Here is a 17,744-nt window from a genome sequence, read left to right on the forward strand (position 1 = left end):
GCGCAGCATACGTATTCACACGCGGCACCGACCCGCCTACACTGCCGGCAACATATTGAGAGGAAAGACCGCCGCCGTCATGGCGCGTACCCCCCGCCCTTCCAGTGACCGCCCGACCTCGTTCGACATCGCCGAGCTCGCCGGCGTGTCGCAGCCGACCGTGTCGCGCGCGCTGCGTGGCGACAAGACGGTCAGCGAGCGCACGCGCATGCGGATCGAGGCGATCGCGCAGCAGCTCAACTACCGTGTCGACCGCGCCGCCTCGTCGCTGCGCCGCGGCGAGGTGAAGACGCTGGCGCTCCTGTTCTTCGAGGACCCGCTGCCCGACGGGTCGAACATCAACCCGTTCTTCCTCGCGATGCTCGGCTCGATCCTGAAGACGTGCAGCCAGCGCGGCTACGACCTGCTCACCTCGTTCCAGCGCTGGTCGGCCGACTGGCACATCGATTACGAGGATGCGCGCCGCGCCGACGGCGTCATCCTGCTCGGCTACGGCGACTGGGAAGATTACCGCGCCCGCGTCGAACAGTTGGTCGCGCAGCGCACGCGCTTCGTGCGCTGGGGCGCGCCGAGCGAGGTCGGTACGACGATCGGGTGCGACAACATCGCGGGCGGGCGCATGGCAGGCGAGCACCTGATCGCGCACGGCTGCCGTCGCATCGCCTTTATCGGTGCGGCGAGCCACCATTATCCCGAGTTCCGCGACCGCTACGCCGGACTCGCCGAGGCACTGCGCGCCACCGGGCTGCCGGTCGATCCCGCGCTTCACGTCGACGCGCTGTCGGTCGAGCAGAAGGGCTATGAGGCGGTGCAGCGGCTGATCGCGCGCGGGGTCGTGTTCGATGCCGTCTTCTGCGCCTCCGATCTGATCGCGCTAGGCGCCTTGCGCGCGCTTGCTGAGGCCGGGCGATCGGTGCCCGCCGACGTCGCGCTGATCGGCTTCGACGACATTCCCGCCGCCAGCCATACGAACCCGCCGCTGACCACCGTAGCGCAGGATTACGGTCGCGGCGGCGCCGCGCTGGTCGACACGCTGATCCGACAGATCGCGGGCGAGCCGACCGAGGACCTGCTGCTGCCCTCGCGCCTGGTGGTTCGCGCCTCCGCCTAGACGCTGGCGCGCGCTGCGCAATGCTGCGCAACAAAAGCGTCGTGCCGCGGCATCTGCGCCGCCTCGCGCGCGATCAGCTGCCGCATCAACTCCAGGTATTCGTCATTGTCGGCGCGCGTTTCCGCGTCGGCGATCGGGTGATAGCCGTGCGGGATCACGCCCTGCCCGATCAGCACCTGGATCCACGCGACCTCGGTGAACAGCTCCTCGTGCTCGCGCGTCACGTGCGCCTGTTCCTGCCACAAGGCGATCTTGTGGCGGAGCGTGTCGGGCAGATCGGCGGCGCGGCGTTCCTGCCAGAACGGCTCGTCGCGCGCGTTCGCCCAGTAATGCAGGATCAGGAAGTCGCGAATACGCTCGTATTCGAAATCAGCCTGCCGGTTGTACTCGTCGCGCTGTACCTGGCCTGTGGCACGCCCCGGCAGCATCTTGAGCAGCCGCGCGATCGCGGTCTGGACGAGGTGCAGGCTGGTCGACTCGAGCGGCTCCATGAACCCCGACGCAAGGCCGACCGCGACGACATTGCCGCGCCACATCTCGCGCCGCTTGCCGGTCGTGAAGCGGATCGGCCGTGGATCGCCCTCCGCCGCACCATCGAGATTGGCGAGCAACTGCGCCGCCGCCGCATCGTCGGAGAGATGCGCAGAGGAATAGACGATGCCATTGCCGGTGCGATGCTGCAGCGGGATGCGCCACTGCCACCCCGCGCCGTGCGCGGTCGCGCGCGTGTAGGGCGTAAAGTCGGTCGCTCGCGCTGACGGCACCGCCAGCGCGCGGTCGCACGGCAGCCAGCGTGTCCAGTCATCGTAGCTCGCACCCATCGCCTCGCCGATCAACAGTGCGCGGAACCCGGTGCAGTCGACGAACAGCGTGCCCTCGACGCGTGCGCCGCCGTCCAGCACCAGCCCGGCTACGTCGCCCGTCTCACCGCTTCGCTCGACCGAGACGATCCGTCCCTCGACGCGCTCGACCCCGCGCGCTTCCGCGAAGCGGCGCAACAGCCGCGCGTAGAGCGCCGCGTCAAAGTGGAACGCGTAGGGCATCGCCGGCAGCATCGCGGCGGTGCGCGCAGGCCCGCGCTGCATCCGGTTCGCACGCGCCGCCACTTCGTTGAGCGAATAGTCACCCAAGGCTGCGATCTCCCCGTCACGCTCGGCGCGCGCGCGCAACCAGCGGTGGTGAAAGCCCAGCAGCCCTGACTCGCGCCCGACATCGCCGAACGCGTGCATGTATCGCTCACCCGGACGGGTCCAGCCGGCGAACTCGATGCCCAGCTTGAACGTGCCGCCAGTTGCCCGCAGGAACGCGTCCTCGTCCAGTCCCAGCGCCTGGTTGAACAGCTGGATTTGCGGGATCGTCGCCTCGCCGACGCCGATCGTGCCGATCGCCTCCGATTCGACCAGCCGTATGCGATAGGCGTTGGGCGGCAGGAAGTGCGCGAACGCGGCGGCGACCATCCAGCCCGCGCTGCCGCCGCCGGCGATGACGATATTGGTCGGGGTCATGCCATTCTCCTAGCTGCGCGCTTGGCCGGCTTCAAAGAAAAGGCCGCCGACATCGGGGGGCGATGCCGACGGCCAATGTCCGGATCAGTACGATCGAACGCGGATCAGAGCCGGATGGCTCAGAACTTATACGTCACCCCGACGTAGTAATCGCGGCCGTAGCGCTGGTAATCGATCACCTGACGCTCGTCGCCGTTCTGATAGGTGACGAACGGGCGATCGGTCAGGTTCTTGCCCTGCACCATCACCGACAGGCCGCTCAGCGGACCGTCCTTGAACTCGTACCCGATCTGCGCGTCGAGGATCGCTTCCTCCTTCGCGGTGCGGAACGTCGGGCTCGCCGACAGGCCCGCGACCTCCGCTAGGAACGACGAGCGGTAGCGATAGTTGGCGCGCGCCTGGAAACCCCATTTCTCGAAATAGATCGTGCCGCTTCCGGTCCAGTCGGACAGGCCCGGCAGCGTGATCGGGCTCGGGTTGTTGGCGTAACGGATCGTCGAGTCGGTGTAGTTGCCAGTTACGAACGCGCCGAACCCGTCGAGCGCCGGCGTGATCATGCGGAACGGCAGCGACAGCGTCGCCTCGACGCCCAGCACCTCGCCGCGGCCCGAATTGTCCGGGCGGCTGACGGTGCCGATCTGCTGCCCCGCCGCGATCGCCTGCGCCTGCTGCGCCGGCGTCAGCGCGCCGAGCAGGTCGGAGAAGTCGAACGCGATCGTCGTCGCCGGGTTCACGAAATCGTCCAGCTTTTTGAAATAGCCCGACAGCGCGACGTAGCCGCCGCCGCTGCCGAAATACTTCTCCAGCGACACGTCGATGTTGGTCGACTGATACGGACGCAGCGACGTGTTGCCGCCGTTCGAACTGAACACCGGATTGAGGGCGATCGGCAGCACGCCAACGTTCGCCGGATTAACCGTCACGTCCTGCGTCACGCGCTCCTGGTCCAGACGCGGGCGCACCATCGTGCGCGACGCGCCGAGCTTCACGTAGCCGCCCTCGATCAGCTCGACCGAGAAGGTGGCGGACGGCAGCACGCGCCAGAATTTCGCACCCTCGTTCGCCGGCGCGATCGTGACGACGCCGTTCGTCAGCCCCGCAATCTGCCCGTCCGAGCTCTGGTCGGTATAGACCGCCTGCACGCCCAATGCGCCCTTCAGCGCCTTGCCGCTCACCTCGCCGTCGATGTTGAGCTTGGCGTACCCGGTGTACACGTTCTCGGTCACCGTGTTGTCGCGCACCAGCGACCCCGGGCGCCCGTCGAACGCGGCGTTGAGCGAATTGTTGTACAGGTACAACGGGTTAAGCGTCAGCATCGCCGGGATGCCGAGGTAGCTGAGCGGGATGTTGTTCCCCAGCTGCGCCTCCGCCGGCACGTCGGCGCTGCGCGGCGTGCCGCTCGCCACGGTGCAGCCCGTGCCCGTGCCCTTGGGGCACAGGAAGAACGACGAATATTCGCTGGTCTTCTCACGGCGGCTGTAGTTGGCGCCGATTTCCCAACCCTTGATGACGCTATCCTCGAACTCGCCGTTCAGGCTGGCGCGCAGCGACTTCAGGTCATCCTTGAACTTCGGACGGTTGAGGAAGCCCGACTGGACCACCTGCTGCGTGCCGTTATTGCCCCATCCTTGCGGGTCGGTCAGCTTGAAGATGCTGGTGTCGGTGTAGTCGAGCGTCGGCGAGAAGGAGTAAGTGCCGTCGCCGTTCTGGCTGACGCCGACCGTGTCGGGGCGACCGCTCTTCTGGAACCCAGTGCCGGTATTCGTTTCCAGCAGGAAGTCGGTCCGCGTCGCGCGGCTCCAGCTCGCGTCGACGTTGAAGTGCGTCGTCTCACCAATCTTGAAATCGTTGTTCCAGCCGAGCGACAGATTGTCCGCTTTGCGCTGGTTATAGTCGTTGCGCTGCACCGCGAACACGTTGGAGAAGGTACCAGCGGTCAGGAACCCGTTCGCAACCGTGACGCCCGACAGCTGCGTCCCGTTGTCGGTCGGGTTGGTCGGATCGTCGCGCTGCCCGTCGAGCGGGAACTCGATGCCGCGCAGATACTGCGTTTCTTCGAAGTGCGAGTAGAGCGCGTCGAAGGTCGAGTGAAAATTGTCGCTCGGCTGCCATTCCAGTGTCGCAACCGCGCCGTAGCGCTTCAGCTCGTTCGACTGGACGTAGGGCTTGGCGCCGCTCAACCGGTACGGGTCCGTCGCGGTCCCGGTGCCGTTATAGCCCCACGCATTGTAGCGCTCGTTCTGCGACGGCGTCTGCGTTGCCGATACGCCCAGCGCGACGCCGAACGTGTCGTCGGCGAATTTGTCGACGTAGGTCGCCGACGCGCGATAACCGTAGCGCGACATTTCGGGGTTGAGATTGTCGATGCCGTTCATCTGCCCGCGCGCATTGATTGCGAACACGCGCTGTGACTGGTCGAGCGGGCGCAGCATGCGCAGGTCGACCGTGCCCGAGATGCCGGCGGCGATCAGCGACGCGTCGGCCGACTTATACACGTTGACGTTGCGGAAGAATTCGGAGGGATATTGGTCGTACTCGACGCCGCGATTGTCGCCGACCGTCACCTGCTCGCGGCCGTTCAACAGCGTGGTCGAAAAATCGGGACCCAGGCCGCGGATCGACAGCCGCTGGTCGCGCCCTTCCAGGCGCTGCGCGGTGACGCCGGGAATACGTGCGAGCGAATCGGCGATCGACACGTCGGGCAGCTTGCCCACGTCCTCCGCCGACACCGAGTCGACGATCAGCGTCGAGCGGCGCTTGATGTCCGCCGATTTGGCGAGGCCGGCGCGGATGCCGGTGACGACGATGTCGGTGCCCTCGCCCACGTCGCTCGCGTCGCTGGTCGGCGTCGCCTCGGCGGTCGGATCGGGGTTGGCGTTCGCGTCGGGCGTGGGATCGGCGGGCGGCGCCGGCTGCGTTTCGGTGATCGCACCCGTCGGGTTGGCGGTCGCGGTGCCCGCCTGCTGCGCCCAGGCATTGCCGCCGGCGAGTAGCATAACGCCCGCGATGGTCAGCGCGCTGGCGCGCAGGCCCAGCTGGGCACGAACGGACGATGATTGAAGCGAAACGGTCAAGAGAACCTCCCCCAGGCCACACCTCTGCGCGGCCTTGCGCGAGGTGCTTATGCGGCGTGATGACCGCGGATTAGGCCCGCCCAGGGCTTAGTCACAACAAAGCCACATACGTATTCAGGGGTATGCGAGCGCGCTCTGCCCGCCTGCTGTGGCAGCGATGTCACAGCGCACCGCTACCTTAGCGCCTCACAGCGCCACCGCATCCAGGAACGTGTTGACCGTCAGCCGCCCGGTGAACGGATCGGCGCTCAGCGGCATGCCGGCGGGAATGTCCGCGCAGTGCAGCGTGTTCGACCGGTACAGGATCGCGCGATTGAAACGACCGGCGTGGCGCGCGATGCGTTCGAACACCGGAGAGTCCGCGCCAATGTATCCCGCATTCGGCATGCCGTGCGCCGCGAGATCATCGGCCAGCGCGGCGCGGTACGCCGGCAGTCGCGCGGCGTCGACAGACTCATACCCGGTCGAGCGCTGGCGAAAGAAGGCGGTGCCGCCGATATCCTCGTCCGACCGCTCGCCGTCGTCGGCCAGATAGTGCAGCAGCGCGAGCCGCGTCGGCGAAACCTCGTCGAAATGCGGCAATCGCTGGATCGGCGCCAGCGCGTCCGGCGGCGTGGTGACCAGCGAGTAGAAACTGTCGACGACGCTCAAGTCGCCCAGCCCGAACACATCGCGAACAACAGGCGCCAGCGCGGCGACGATCGGGCGCAGCATCGCTTCAGGCACGACGGCGCGGATGCCCGGATAATGTTCGCCAATTTGTGAAAACGACAGGAACGACGCATCCTCACGCAACCCATGTGGGTCGGATACGAACGAGTCCATCACAACGACGGGCTGGTTCTCCGACCCATGAGTCAAGACTTCAAGCTGCCAGCAAGCCTCGCCACTCATTCTCAGTCCCGCGATTTATCAGAGCAGCGGCTATAAATTAATATTTGGTAGCGGGTACATAATAATGCTTCGCACCACATGTCCATGACCAGTCTGATCTATCTTCTACCTTGATTGGAATATCTCGCCCCAAGCTCCATGAATTCGCAGCATTTATCGAGCAAGTCGCCTCGCCGATAAGTCGCTTCAGCCCCGTCTGTGATCGTACGCGCCAGCGCTATTCCGCACACTCGACGAGGAAAGTTCCTCCTTCCCCTAGCCCAGTCTCGAAACGCTGACCGAGCGCCGTGAATTGTGAACATCTACCTGCATACGTCGCATCAGCATGGCCATTGCCGAGAGCGGCCTGCCGGTCGCGGCACTCGCAAACATTGCGTCGGTTGGAGACGCTCGCTCGGCGTCTGGCGCGGCATCAAGCCGTTGTAGCAGGTCTACAGCAGTCTGAGACAATGGGATCCTGTGCTCACGTCCCGCCTTCATGCGGGTGGCAGGCACAGTCCTCACGGCACTGCTCAGGTCCATCTCAGCCCAACTAACACCAAGCACCTCCCCTGAACGGCAGCTGTCAGGATTGTAAATTCCAGCGCTCGCGCCGGTGTCGCATCACGTTCGCGTAGGTCAGTCATGAACTTGGACACGGCCGCATACGGCAACGCTGCGTGGTGGCCACGACTAAGCTGCTGCCGTTTGGATAGCGATTGATCCAGGTGGCCGCGCCAGCGAGCCGGATGATCGCCCGTCCGCACCCCTTGGCCTTTGCTGCATCCAAGACGTTCTCGATGCGACCACGCAGGCGCTCGGCCGTTTCCGGCGTTCGCTGCCAGAGCGGCTGCAGCACTTGCAGAACGTTCCACACCAGCTGCGCGGCAATGAGATCTACAAAGTAAGATCAATCTTCTATTCACTCGGCGACTTTGTCATGATGAACAACTCGCTCGATGACGTGCCAGCGGATATGTATGACCAACTTAAGGTCGAACCCGGCAGCGTGGCTACGCCCGAGCTGCTTCGGGCGCGCAACGAGAAGGAGTTTTTACATCCCAACTTGTACGAGACAGTAATCGCCACCAGCTCCTTTCGCGATAATCACCTGATTAGAATTGAGCTCCACCCGGCTGACCTTGGTGTCAATGATAAGAGCGCGTCGCGTGGCGTTCCGCATATCGCCGCTCCATCCACTGCGAAGCGGATTCTAAAGCAAATCTAGGCATTATCCGCGCGTATGATACCACACTCACTATCAGGAACAACATAGGCTGCATCAACGTAGCTGCCCAAAGAAGTTTTAAGCAGCAACATGTCGAATCGGCAAACAGAGCAGATAGATTCTAACTTCTTATTTCGAACCAATCGCATTTTGCGCGTGAACTAGAGCAGCCACAGGATAGATGTAGCGGCTGATACACCGTGTGCTGACCTTTCCGGCCTTTTTTGTAACGAGTTGCGCGTCATCAGCATCCACGTCTAGTTTCCAGCAACCGGATCATACGCCGCAGACCTAAGCCTCCGCTTTGATGCAGTTTGCAGGCTTGAGCCAGTGAGGCCCACAAACGATCACTTAGCCGTCTTTCCAGTTCCCCGCTTTCAGACGTTCGTTCACCAGCCAAGCGCCGCTTCTCAGCGATTGTTGTTTCGCCAATTCTTGCATCAGCCATCGATCGAGTTTGTCGGGGCCGACACAGAGCCGGATCATAGATGCGATTTTTTGAACACCTTAATATGAGAGAAGCCGCCTTAATCCGGGGTATTTAGCAGCCATTGCCGCAGTAGCATGGTCACTTCTCCTGGCCTTTCCAGCGGCGCGAGATGACCGCAGTGGCGCAGTTCGTGGAACTTCGCATGAGAGATGCGGTTGGCCAGCGCACGCGCATCGGCGGGTAGGCAGATCCGATCGCGATCGCCAACAGCGACGAGTGTTGGTACGCGTACCGCGGCAATGGCAGGTTCTAGATCGGGACGGGCCAGGAGCGCGCGCTGCTGCCGCTCGAAGACTTCAGCGCCTACTCGTTCAGCCATTGCCTGTACCGGACCGCTGATGATCGACGTCAGCATCGGATCGGCGTGCGGCGCGGTCGCCAGCATACCCTGCTCTCCAACGGTACGAGGCCTCATCTGCATCGTCGCGCGGGTGCCGAACAGCGCGATGCGGTCGATCCGGTCGGGTGCCTGACGCACCATCTCCAGTGCGACGTATCCGCCCAGGCTGACGCCGGCCACTGCAAAGCGTTGCGGAGCATGCGCCAGCACACGCGCAGCCATGTCGGCGAGGGTCGCGTCGACGGTGAGGTCGCCCAGTTCCGGGTGTGCGATATCGCCCAGGTCGACGATCTGTCGCGCCCAGAGTTGCCCGTCGCATCCCATTGCGGGAAGCAAGACTAGCGGCACAGGCTTGCGGATCATGATGGAAGTTCCTCACGGGTTGAACGGACGGCAAGCGGCGCGGCAAACAGGACGAGAACGACGCGGGCAAGGTGGTGTGACGAGCGTCCCGGCATCACGCCGGTCAGCGCTGCCGGCGGCCGGCGGTTCGCCGGACGGGCGGCGATCGGCCGTCCAATGACACTCGCCGCCGCGCTGGCGACCATCGATCCGAGCACCCAGGGCAGCGACGCGCGCATCGCCACGGAGGCGGCGTTGTCCGCTGCGCCCATGCCGACTGCGGCGATGAAGCGCATTGCAACGTATGCGGCGTCGCTGTTGGGTGCGAAGCACGTGCTCACCGTTTCCCCCTCACCCGGCGAGGGGAAAGGCGAGGACGAGCATCCCGATCACCGTCATGACCGTGCACACCAGGATTGCCGGCACCAGCGTGAAGCGTTGATGATCCGCCAGATCAACTCCGGCGAGGCTGACGAGCAGATAGGTCGACGGTACCAGCGGGCTGAGCAGGTGCACCGGCTGCCCCATCAAGGACGCGCGCGCGATCGCCATCGGCTCGACGCCATAATGTGCGCCCGCCTCAGCCAGGATCGGCAGCATGCCGAAATAGAAGGCGTCGTTGGAGATGAAGAAGGTAAACGGCAGGCTCAAGGCAGCGGCGATCGGCGCCATGTACGGCCCGAGCGCGGGCGGGATGATGCCGACCACTTCCTTGCTCATCGCCTCGACCATACCGGTGCCCGACAGGATGCCGGTGAAGATGCCCGCGGCGAAGATCAGCGACACGACCGACAGCACGTTGCCCGCGTGCGCGGCGATCCGCTCCTTCTGCTCGGCGACCTGCGGATAGTTGACGATCATCGCGACCGCGAAGGCGAGCATCATCAGCACCGACAGGGGCAGGATGCCTGAGACAAGCCCGGCTAGCAGCGCGATCGTGAGCGCCGTGTTGAACCAGCGAAGATGCGGTCGACGCGCCTCCGGGAATTGCGACACCGCCATGCCGGTGAAGCTCGCCGGCTCGTTCGCCGCCACGTGCCCGATCCGTGCGCGCTCCTTGCGCCCGAACCAGACCGCGAGGCCGATCAGGAAGGCGAGCCCGGCGATCATGCCGGGGATCAGCGGCAGGAACAATGTCGCGGGGTCGAGCTTCAGCGCGCTCGCCGCGCGCGCGGTCGGGCCGCCCCACGGCGTCAGGTTCATGATGCCGCTGGTCGTCATGAGCAGGCAACACAGGTACAGCCGGTTCATGTCATAGCGCTTGTAGAGCGGCAGCAGCGCGGCGATGGTGATGATGTACGTGGTCGATCCGTCGCCATCCAGGCTGACCATTGCGCACAGCGCGACGGTGCCGATCAGGATCTTTAGCGGATCGCCGTGGACCAGCCGCAGAAGGCGATTAACCAGCGGATCGAACAGACCCGTGTCGGTCATGGTAGAGAAGAACAGAATCGCGAACAGCAGCATGACGCCGGTCGGCGCGAGGTTCTTGATCCCGTCGATCATCATGTCGCCGAGCCCCGAGGCAAAGCCGGCGATCAGCGCTAAGGCGGTGGGGACGACGATCAGCGCGACCAGCGGGGTCATCCGCTTGGTCATGATGAGCGTCATGAAGGTGGCAACCATCAGGAAGCCGAACAGGGCAAGGCTCATGGGTTAGCGGCTCCGGATGGATCAGAAGGTAACGGCGACGCGCGTGCTGACGGTCTGGCCGTCGTCTTCGCCGGTGACCGCACCGACGCGGTTGTCGGTGTTCCAGTGAATTACGTTCAGCTGCAGCCGCACAAAGCTGTTGAGGTACCAGTTGGCCCCGATCGTCGCCGCCCAGCCGCGCCCGCCGGTGACCAGATTGGTGAAATCGAGGTCCTCGTAGCGTGCGGTCAGCTCGATCGCGCCGGGCCCGCCATCGAACACCGGCCTGAGCACCCGCGGCTGGCCGAAGCTGCCAAGCCGTGGGTTGTACGGCGGCAGGTCGCCGGTGACGAACCACCCGCCCGATAGGCTCCACGCCTTGCTGACGAAGTCGGGACGCCCGCCGTCGAGGCGCGCGTTGCGCCGCCCGGCCTCGCCCATCACCCACACCGGGCCGGCATAGCCGCCCAGTTCGGCACCGTAGCCGGTGGTGCCGGTGCCGCCCAGCAGCGGACCGGTAGAAACACGCAACGCACCATTGAAGCGTCCGCCAATCACCGTGTTGCGCGTCAGCGTCGTCGCGGCCGAGGAGAGCGATTCGTCGAAACCCCACAAGCCAAGGTGAAGCACGCCCGTATCGCTCTTGATCGGGTTCCAGTGCGCGCGCGCCAGGATCGTGCGACTGTCGCTGACCGCCTGGTTGCCATCGACGCGGTCGCCGGTGATCGTGAACGACGCGTGGCCTGTCTTCCAGAACAAGCGCGGCATGATGCCGATGCCGTAGAAGCCGCGCTGCGGGATGATCGCAGTCGACACCGTGCTACGTTCAAGGAACGGCGTCGAGTCAGAGCCTGTCGAGCCCTCGAACGCGCGGTCGTTGAACAGGTGGCCTGCGCGGACGTCATAGTCGAGCCCCGCCGCGATCTGGTTACGCCAGCCGATGAAGGCGGTAACGATGTCGACCTCGTTTTCCGAGAAATCGGTTTCGAACTGGTAGAAGAAATGCGTGCCCACGCCCCCTTCGATGCCAAGGCGCAGCGCGCGCATGCCCGTGGTGGTAATGTTGCGCGTGTCGCTCTTCGACCCGAACGTCGTGCTGACATCGGTGAGGATGCGCCCGCGCGGCTTGTAGGTGAAGACGCCATCGGCCGAATGGAACACCGGCAGCCCTGCACCCCATTCGGTGGTGACGCCGGCCGCATTTGCTTCGCGTGCGCGCGTCACGTCGCGCTCTGCCGGGCCCGGGGGCACGAGCTGCGGCGCGTAGGGGGAGGTGACCTGCGGACGGCGAGCCTGTTGCGCCAACTGGACTGGCGCCGGCGGAGACGTGTTCGCGGCTACCGGCGGTGTTCCCGGCGTCGCCGGTGCGGAAGCCACCTGCTGCGCGCCCTCAAGACGGTCGAGCCGCGCCTTGAGCGCCGCGATCTCCGCGGCCTGCGCGCGGACCAGCGCCGCCAGTTCGTCCGCACCCGGTGTCTGCGCCAGTGCCGGGGTGGCGACGACGAGCGCGATCAGCGCACAACCGGTTCGCAACGGTTTCATCGGGTAACTGCTCCTTGGGTCAGGATCGCCTTCCAGTCGGCGAGGAAGCGACGTCGCTTGATGGCGTCGAGATTGACGAGCAGCTGTGGCCCGATCCGGATCGGGCGCGCCCGCTCGGCTCCCAGCCGTGGCGCGGGAACGTCGCTGCGGATCGGAAACAGCCACTGCCGCGCGAGCAGCACCTGCCCGGTGCGCGACAGCAGAAAATCGAGGAACAGCTTCGCCGCCGCGGGATGGCGGGCATTGCGCGCGATGAAGGCAACGCGTGATGCCACGAGCACGTAATCGCGCGGGAACACGACGCCGATCCGCGGATCGCGGCGCGCACGCGTCAGCGCATATGGTCCGACCACATTGTAGGCGATCGCAGCCCGTCCGCTGGCGACCGCATCCAGCATCGGTTCGGTGGTGCGCGACAGCATTGGCCGGGTCGCGCCAATCGCCTGCAGCAGCGATGCCGTGTCGCGGGTGATCGCGTAATCCTCGGTGAGGTACAGATACCCAACGTTGGAGCGTGCGGGGTCGTACGTCGCGACGCGGCCGGTCAGTGCCGCGTCGCGGTCCCGCAACAATCGCTCGAACGCCTCGTGCGTGCGCGGCACCCGGGCGGGCGGGATCAGCCGCTTGTTGTAGACAAAGGCGACCGGCTCCGACGTGACGCCATAGCCCATGTTCTTCCACACCGCGGCCGGTGGCAGTGCCGGCTTTTCCGGGCTCTGATAGGTCTGGGCGTAGCCGTCGTTGATTAGCTTGGCCTGGAGATCCATCGCCGACGACCAGACGAGGTCCGCACTCGGCTGCTGCGCCCGCGCCTCGATCACAACGCGGCGATAGATGTCGCGTGCCTCCAGATCACGATACTGGACGACGACGCCCGGATAGGTTCGGCGAAAGGTCGCGATCACCGCCGTCATCGCCGCCGCGTCGGCATTGCCGTAGATGCGAACGCCGCCTTCGGCGCGCGCTTCCGCAATCAGCGCGTCATAGGATCTGGGGTATCCAGCCGCCCTTTGCGCCGCGGCGGGCGCGGCGGTGCCGACGAACAATGCAAGCAGCACCGGGATCAGCAATAACGGGTGACGCATCGTTCAGGCTCCTCTCGCTTCCCGCCTCTTCGTTCGGGTAAGTCGACAGCCACCAGCTACACGGGCAAGCTGTCATCAACCTTTCACGAAACGAGCGACGCGTTGAGGATTTTGATCGTAGAGGATGACGCGCCGCTGGCGCGCAGCATCGTCGCGCTGCTGCGCGCCGCGGGGTACGCGGTCGACCATGTCGCCACCGGCGAGGATGCGCTGATGGTCACCGCCGACGAGTTCTACGCGCTGGTGATCCTCGACGTCGGGCTGCCCGACACTGACGGTTTTGCCGTGCTCCAGACGCTGCGACGCCGGGGACAGCGCGTGCCGGTGCTGATGCTGACCGCACGCGACGCGCTCGACGACCGTGTCCGCGGCCTTGATCTTGGGGCCGACGACTACCTGCGCAAGCCGTTCGCGCCCGAAGAGCTGGAGGCCCGCATTCGCGCACTCGGTCGCCGCCGGGGTGGCGATCCGACGCCCGAACTGACGGTCGGCGCGCTCGCGATCAACCGCTCGACCGGCGAGGCGCGGATCGATGGCCGCCTGCTGGACCTGCGCCGGCGCGAATGGACGGTGCTCGATGCGCTGGCGACGCGCGCCGGTCAGATCGTCACGCGCGAGACGTTGCAGGCGGAGGTGTTCGGGTTTGACGAACCGGTCGGCCCCAACGCGCTGGAGGTCAACATCACCCGGCTGCGCGGCAAGCTGGCACCCGACGGACCGGTGATCCGCACAATACGCGGCGTCGGATACCTGCTCGATGCGACCTGAACCCCGCACCGGCGCACTGGCGCTGCGAACGCGGCTGCTGACCGCGATGCTCGTGCCGCTGCTGGCGATCGCGATCCTGCTGGGGCTTGCCGGCGCGACGCTGATCGCGGACGTCGTGCGCCGCACCAACGACCGGGTGCTGGGCGGCGCACTCGGCGCGATCGCCGAGACGGTGCAGGTGGAACGGGGTGAGGTGACGCTCGACCTGCCCGCTGCCGCATTCGGGATGCTGGAAAACAGCGAACGCGACAACGTTTACTACCGCATCGCGGTGGGCGGACGACTGCTGACCGGGTATGCCGACCTTCCTGCGCCAAACGACCGCGCGCTCGGCATCGACTCCCCGCGGTTCCGCTTCGCGATGTATCGAGGCCAGCGGATCCGCATCGCGGAGGTCCGCCGTGCCCTGCCGCGTATCGACCAGCCCGTGATCGTGCAGATTGCCGAGACGCTGGACGGCCGCGCCGCGCTCCAGCGCCGCTTGATGATCGCGTTGCTGATCGGCGAGATCGCGCTCGTCGGGATGGCGATGTTGCTGATCCGCCCCGCCCTCGCGTGGAGTCTGCGCCCCCTCGCGCGTTTGCGAGCCGCCGTGGAAGCGCGCGATACGCGGGCGACGCCCGACCTTTCTCCGCTTCGAGCCGGGCTCCTGCCGGCCGAGCTGCGCCCGCTGTCCGACGCCTTCGATCACCTGCTCGCGAGGCTCGACACGGCCACCGCCGGGGTACGGCGCTTCACCGCCGATGCCTCGCACCAGATGCGCACGCCACTCGCGGTGCTGAAGGTGCAGGTCGCGCTGGCCCGTCGCGGCGATATGCAGGCGCTGGGTGAGATCGCCGACGCCGCAGACCGGCTGGAGCGACTGGTGACGCAACTTCTCGCCCTCGCGCGGGCCGAAGAGGCGGGTACGTCGCCGCCGCTCGAGCACGTCGACTTGCGCGAGGTCGCCATTGCCGCCATCAACCGCCGCATCCACGAGGCAATCGGAGCCGGTGTGGAGGTGCAGCTGGACGCGCCCGACGACGCCGTTGTGATCGCCAGCCATCGCACCCTGTTATTCGAGATCGTGTCAAACCTTCTCGACAACGCAATCCGCTACATCGGAGACGGTTCATCGATCACTGTCACCATCGTGAGCGACAACACGTCCGTGACGATCGCGGTGGCCGACGATGGTCCTGGAATCGGCGACGCGGACCTGCAGCGATTGGGCGAACGCTTCGTGCGATTTAGTACGAGCGCCGGACAGGAGGGCAGCGGTTTGGGTCTGGCGATCGTGCACTCCGCAGCCCAACGCTTGGGTGCACGACTTCGAATCACTAACACAAATCCTGGGCTTCGCGTGACGCTTAGCTTCGGAAGTCTATGTGACCTGAACTAGGGCCCAAACCCAATCAGCATCTTGAGGCGTGACGGTTTTCCTGATTCACTGGTGCGTGGATCAGGAGGAGTGAGGCATGGCGCTGTTCTGGTTGTCGGATGAAGCGTGGGCAGCGATCGAGCCGCATCTGCCGAAGAATCAGCCGGGCGCGCGGCGGGTTGACGACCGGCGAGTGATCTCGGGCATCGTGCATGTGCTGAAGGTTGGCTGCCGCTGGTGCGATTGCCCGGCCGATTACGGCCCGTCCACGACGATCTACAACCGGTTCAACCGCTGGTCGCGCCGTGGCTTCTGGCTCAGGCTGCTCGACGCGCTGGTGGATGCCGGTGTGGTCGCGAAGAGTACCGCGATCGACAGCACCTACATCAAGGCGCAACGCGCGGCCTTCGGTGGAAAAGGGGGCGCCAGATCCAGGCAATCGGCCGCTCGCGCGGTGGCTGGACTACCAAGGTCCACGCGCTCACCGATGTCATCGGCCGTCCCTATGCGCTGATGCTGACGGCCGGCAATGTCAGCGACGTGAAAGCGGCGCCTGCGCTCCTCAAACAAGCTGGTCGCATGCGCTACCTCCTTGCTGACAAAGGCTACGATGCCGACCGGCTACGTCGCTCGCTCCGCGACGTCGGAGCCGTTCCCGTCATTCTCGGACGACGAAGCCGCAAACGCACTATCCGCTACGACAAGGACCGATACCGTGGCAGGCATCTCATCGAGAACGCCTTCCGCCGTCTCAAAGACTTCCGCCGTGTCGCCACCCGCTACGACAAACTCGCCGCCAACTTCCTCTCAGGCGTCGCCATCGCAACCGCAATCGCCTTCTGGCTCTGATTGAGTCTCAGCCCCAGGATGGCGATAGTGCAGACGCTATCTCGGCAGGAACGGTCGAGCCGGCGACCGTTCCTCATCTGACAACCAAATTTGCTCGCTCCCGCAGCCAGCCTTGGATCAACCGGTTTTTACATCGGCGCTGGGGACCAAGAACCTATCGCTACTTGCGCGCTGTCTGTCCGACAGCGGCGTCGTGCCAACGACGCGGCGGCAGTCGGAGGCTCACCGCTTCGCCCAGCTCTTCCGCCAATGCCGGGATCTGGAATCCCTCGACGCTGTTAGGCGACGTGACACTGGGGGAGGGCATCCTCAATAACGAGCTCTACATCGGCCGCCGAATCTTTAACCGCCGCACCTGGGTCGAGGTGCCAAACGAGCGGCGCGGTTTCTCGCGCCGCCCGCGCCTCAACCCCGAGGCGGAGTGGATCATCCGCGACGAACCGCAGCTGCGGATCATCGAACAGCCGCTCTGGGACCGGGTGAAGGCGCGGCAAGCGGAAGCACAAAGCGCGCGCGACGCGAAGTTCAAACTGACCGGCAATCCGCTGGCCGGCGCTAAGCGCCCTGCGCATCTCCTCTCCGGTCTGGTGACCTGCGGCACGTGCGGCGCGCCATTCTTGGCCACGGGCGCCGGACGATGGCGGTGCAAGGGCCACCGCACAGGAACGTGCGACAACGGCTCGGTCACAACCATCGAGCTGGAAACGCGTGCGCTGGCGGGCATCCGCGAGCGGCTGCTGACCCCGGCGCTCATCAAGCGCTTCGCCGCCCTCCTACAGCAGGAAGTCGTGGTCGCGGCGGAGGCCGGAAACGCCGAGCGCGCGCAGGCCGAGCACGACCTTGCTGAGACCCGCCCCCGCATCGCCAAGCTCGTCACCCGCATCGAGGAGGACGAGGATGCCCCCCGCGCACTGATGGCGCGGGTGAAAAGTCTGGAGGCCGAGGAACGGCGCCTGGAGGAGCTCATCGCAGGCACGCCCGCATCGCAAGTCATTCGCCTGCCGACGAACTACGAGAGCCTGTACACGCGCGCGATCGCCAAGCTCGACGCACACCTCGCATCGGACGATGGCGCGAGCGCCCGGCAGGTGATCCGCCCGCTCATCGAGAAGATTGTGGTGCAGCCGGGCAGGGCGCGTGGCGGCAAGCGGCGCCCCGTTCAGCTATCCGGTAACCGGTACCGGATGCTAGCGTTCGCGAAGGGAGCGTGTGTGCGAGACGCAAGAAAGCCCGGACCGGGTGGTCTGAGGCTTTCGTGGTATTGTTGGTTGCGGGGGCTGGATTTGAACCAGCGACCTTCAGGTTATGAGCCTGACGAGCTACCGGGCTGCTCCACCCCGCGTCGGCTGGATGTTGGTCCAGCGGGATATGGCCTGCGTGTTGGCAGGGGGTAACATTGTGATGGGTTCTTTGTGTGTGTTTCACCGGCGTCAATGCCTGGCGGCGACCTACTCTTCCATCGCTTGAGCGATAGTACCATTGGCGCAGAAGGGTTTCACGGCCGAGTTCGGGATGGGATCGGGTGGGACACCGACGCTATGGCCA

General features: G+C 65.4%; 15 protein-coding genes, 1 tRNA gene, 1 rRNA gene and 2 pseudogenes. 6 read left to right on the forward strand and 13 right to left on the reverse strand.

Translation table 11 applies throughout. The features are described from left to right. Window positions 1-79: 79 nt before the first annotated feature. Complete coding sequence (locus tag BMW51_RS14865) at window positions 80-1,111, forward strand: LacI family DNA-binding transcriptional regulator (RefSeq protein WP_093007849.1); 1,032 nt, start codon at window positions 80-82, stop codon at window positions 1,109-1,111. Here BMW51_RS14865 and BMW51_RS14870 read toward each other — a convergent pair. The 5 genes from BMW51_RS14870 to BMW51_RS16445 all read right to left on the reverse strand — a co-directional run bounded on the left by BMW51_RS14870 (window position 1,108) and on the right by BMW51_RS16445 (window position 7,440). Next, window positions 1,108-2,616, reverse strand: a complete 1,509-nt coding sequence (locus tag BMW51_RS14870; RefSeq protein WP_093007851.1) for a tryptophan halogenase family protein — start codon at window positions 2,614-2,616, stop codon at window positions 1,108-1,110. The genes BMW51_RS14865 and BMW51_RS14870 overlap by 4 nt on opposite strands. A 119-nt stretch (window positions 2,617-2,735) precedes the next feature. Beyond that, window positions 2,736-5,612, reverse strand: a complete 2,877-nt coding sequence (locus BMW51_RS14875) for a TonB-dependent receptor (RefSeq protein WP_245708572.1) — start codon at window positions 5,610-5,612, stop codon at window positions 2,736-2,738. A gap of 264 nt (window positions 5,613-5,876) precedes the next feature. Further along, window positions 5,877-6,584: a DUF6445 family protein gene (locus BMW51_RS14880; RefSeq protein ID WP_093007855.1), complete on the reverse strand. Its 708-nt coding sequence runs from the start codon at window positions 6,582-6,584 to the stop codon at window positions 5,877-5,879. 255 nt (window positions 6,585-6,839) lie between these two features. Continuing rightward, window positions 6,840-7,130 carry a hypothetical protein gene (locus BMW51_RS16440; RefSeq protein ID WP_425441000.1) on the reverse strand — a complete coding sequence of 97 codons (291 nt, stop codon included), beginning with the start codon at window positions 7,128-7,130 and terminating at the stop codon, window positions 6,840-6,842. A gap of 76 nt (window positions 7,131-7,206) precedes the next feature. Continuing rightward, entirely contained in the window at window positions 7,207-7,440 is a 234-nt protein-coding gene (locus BMW51_RS16445; protein ID WP_425441001.1) for a phage integrase central domain-containing protein, read from the reverse strand. Between BMW51_RS16445 and BMW51_RS15930 the strand changes: the two genes are divergently transcribed. Further along, window positions 7,423-7,791 carry a metallophosphoesterase family protein gene (locus BMW51_RS15930; RefSeq protein WP_245708570.1) on the forward strand — a complete coding sequence of 123 codons (369 nt, stop codon included), beginning with the start codon at window positions 7,423-7,425 and terminating at the stop codon, window positions 7,789-7,791. The two genes, BMW51_RS16445 and BMW51_RS15930, sit on opposite strands and share 18 nt — an antisense overlap. Window positions 7,792-8,318: 527 nt before the next feature. Here the strand turns inward: BMW51_RS15930 and BMW51_RS14895 are convergent. Genes BMW51_RS14895 through BMW51_RS14915 form a run of 5 tightly spaced genes read right to left on the reverse strand, consistent with a single transcriptional unit; the run spans window position 8,319 to window position 13,222 of the window. Then, complete coding sequence (locus tag BMW51_RS14895; protein ID WP_093007859.1) at window positions 8,319-8,984, reverse strand: alpha/beta fold hydrolase; 666 nt, start codon at window positions 8,982-8,984, stop codon at window positions 8,319-8,321. Next, entirely contained in the window at window positions 8,981-9,259 is a 279-nt protein-coding gene (locus BMW51_RS14900; RefSeq protein ID WP_093007861.1) for a hypothetical protein, read from the reverse strand. The genes BMW51_RS14895 and BMW51_RS14900 overlap by 4 nt, the downstream gene beginning before the upstream one ends. 55 nt (window positions 9,260-9,314) lie before the next feature. Next, a complete protein-coding gene (locus BMW51_RS14905; protein ID WP_093007863.1) occupies window positions 9,315-10,616 on the reverse strand; it encodes a CitMHS family transporter in 1,302 nt (433 codons plus the stop codon). A 21-nt stretch (window positions 10,617-10,637) separates the two neighbouring features. Continuing rightward, a complete protein-coding gene (locus tag BMW51_RS14910; protein WP_093007865.1) occupies window positions 10,638-12,137 on the reverse strand; it encodes an OprO/OprP family phosphate-selective porin in 1,500 nt (499 codons plus the stop codon). Then, the gene (locus BMW51_RS14915) at window positions 12,134-13,222 is read right to left on the reverse strand and encodes an ABC transporter substrate-binding protein (RefSeq protein ID WP_093007867.1); all 1,089 of its coding nucleotides are present in this window, start codon (window positions 13,220-13,222) and stop codon (window positions 12,134-12,136) included. Before BMW51_RS14915 ends, BMW51_RS14910 begins: the two co-directional genes overlap by 4 nt. Window positions 13,223-13,324: 102 nt before the next feature. Between BMW51_RS14915 and BMW51_RS14920 the strand changes: the two genes are divergently transcribed. The 4 genes and pseudogenes from BMW51_RS14920 to BMW51_RS16450 form a co-directional block, all read left to right on the forward strand. Further along, entirely contained in the window at window positions 13,325-13,990 is a 666-nt protein-coding gene (locus BMW51_RS14920) for a response regulator (protein ID WP_177171703.1), read from the forward strand. A gap of 46 nt (window positions 13,991-14,036) precedes the next feature. Then, window positions 14,037-15,371, forward strand: a complete 1,335-nt coding sequence (locus BMW51_RS14925) for a sensor histidine kinase (RefSeq protein ID WP_342724274.1) — start codon at window positions 14,037-14,039, stop codon at window positions 15,369-15,371. Window positions 15,372-15,447: 76 nt separating this feature from the next. Continuing rightward, window positions 15,448-16,199: pseudogene (locus tag BMW51_RS14930) on the forward strand (IS5 family transposase). A 164-nt stretch (window positions 16,200-16,363) separates the two neighbouring features. Further along, window positions 16,364-16,906, forward strand: a pseudogene (locus BMW51_RS16450) (recombinase family protein); the annotation flags it as partial. A gap of 66 nt (window positions 16,907-16,972) precedes the next feature. On the opposite strand, the gene BMW51_RS14940 reads toward BMW51_RS16450, so the two are convergent. From BMW51_RS14940 to rrf, 3 genes are all read right to left on the reverse strand, one after another. Continuing rightward, on the reverse strand, window positions 16,973-17,188 hold the full coding sequence (locus tag BMW51_RS14940; RefSeq protein ID WP_143051888.1) for a hypothetical protein: 216 nt from the start codon (window positions 17,186-17,188) through the stop codon (window positions 16,973-16,975). A 276-nt stretch (window positions 17,189-17,464) separates the two neighbouring features. After that, a tRNA-Met gene (locus BMW51_RS14945) sits at window positions 17,465-17,541 on the reverse strand. A 93-nt stretch (window positions 17,542-17,634) separates the two neighbouring features. Then, a 5S ribosomal RNA gene (gene rrf, locus BMW51_RS14950) occupies window positions 17,635-17,744 on the reverse strand; the annotation flags it as partial.

Source organism: Sphingomonas palmae (assembly GCF_900109565.1).
Lineage (GTDB): Bacteria > Pseudomonadota > Alphaproteobacteria > Sphingomonadales > Sphingomonadaceae > Sphingomonas > Sphingomonas palmae.

What these genes read in the sequence shown, in the direction of transcription:
- BMW51_RS14925 (WP_342724274.1), top strand. Translation starts at nt 14,037, where the DNA reads ATGCTCGTGCCGCTGCTGGCGATCGCGATCCTGCTGGGGCTTGCCGGC.
- BMW51_RS14915 (WP_093007867.1), bottom strand. Translation starts at nt 13,222, where the DNA reads ATGCGTCACCCGTTATTGCTGATCCCGGTGCTGCTTGCATTGTTCGTC.
- BMW51_RS14880 (WP_093007855.1), bottom strand. Translation starts at nt 6,584, where the DNA reads ATGAGTGGCGAGGCTTGCTGGCAGCTTGAAGTCTTGACTCATGGGTCG.
- BMW51_RS14895 (WP_093007859.1), bottom strand. Translation starts at nt 8,984, where the DNA reads ATGATCCGCAAGCCTGTGCCGCTAGTCTTGCTTCCCGCAATGGGATGC.
- BMW51_RS14905 (WP_093007863.1), bottom strand. Translation starts at nt 10,616, where the DNA reads ATGAGCCTTGCCCTGTTCGGCTTCCTGATGGTTGCCACCTTCATGACG.
- BMW51_RS14875 (WP_245708572.1), bottom strand. Translation starts at nt 5,612, where the DNA reads ATGCTACTCGCCGGCGGCAATGCCTGGGCGCAGCAGGCGGGCACCGCG.
- BMW51_RS14865 (WP_093007849.1), top strand. Translation starts at nt 80, where the DNA reads ATGGCGCGTACCCCCCGCCCTTCCAGTGACCGCCCGACCTCGTTCGAC.
- BMW51_RS14900 (WP_093007861.1), bottom strand. Translation starts at nt 9,259, where the DNA reads ATGCGCTTCATCGCCGCAGTCGGCATGGGCGCAGCGGACAACGCCGCC.
- BMW51_RS14910 (WP_093007865.1), bottom strand. Translation starts at nt 12,137, where the DNA reads ATGAAACCGTTGCGAACCGGTTGTGCGCTGATCGCGCTCGTCGTCGCC.
- BMW51_RS14870 (WP_093007851.1), bottom strand. Translation starts at nt 2,616, where the DNA reads ATGACCCCGACCAATATCGTCATCGCCGGCGGCGGCAGCGCGGGCTGG.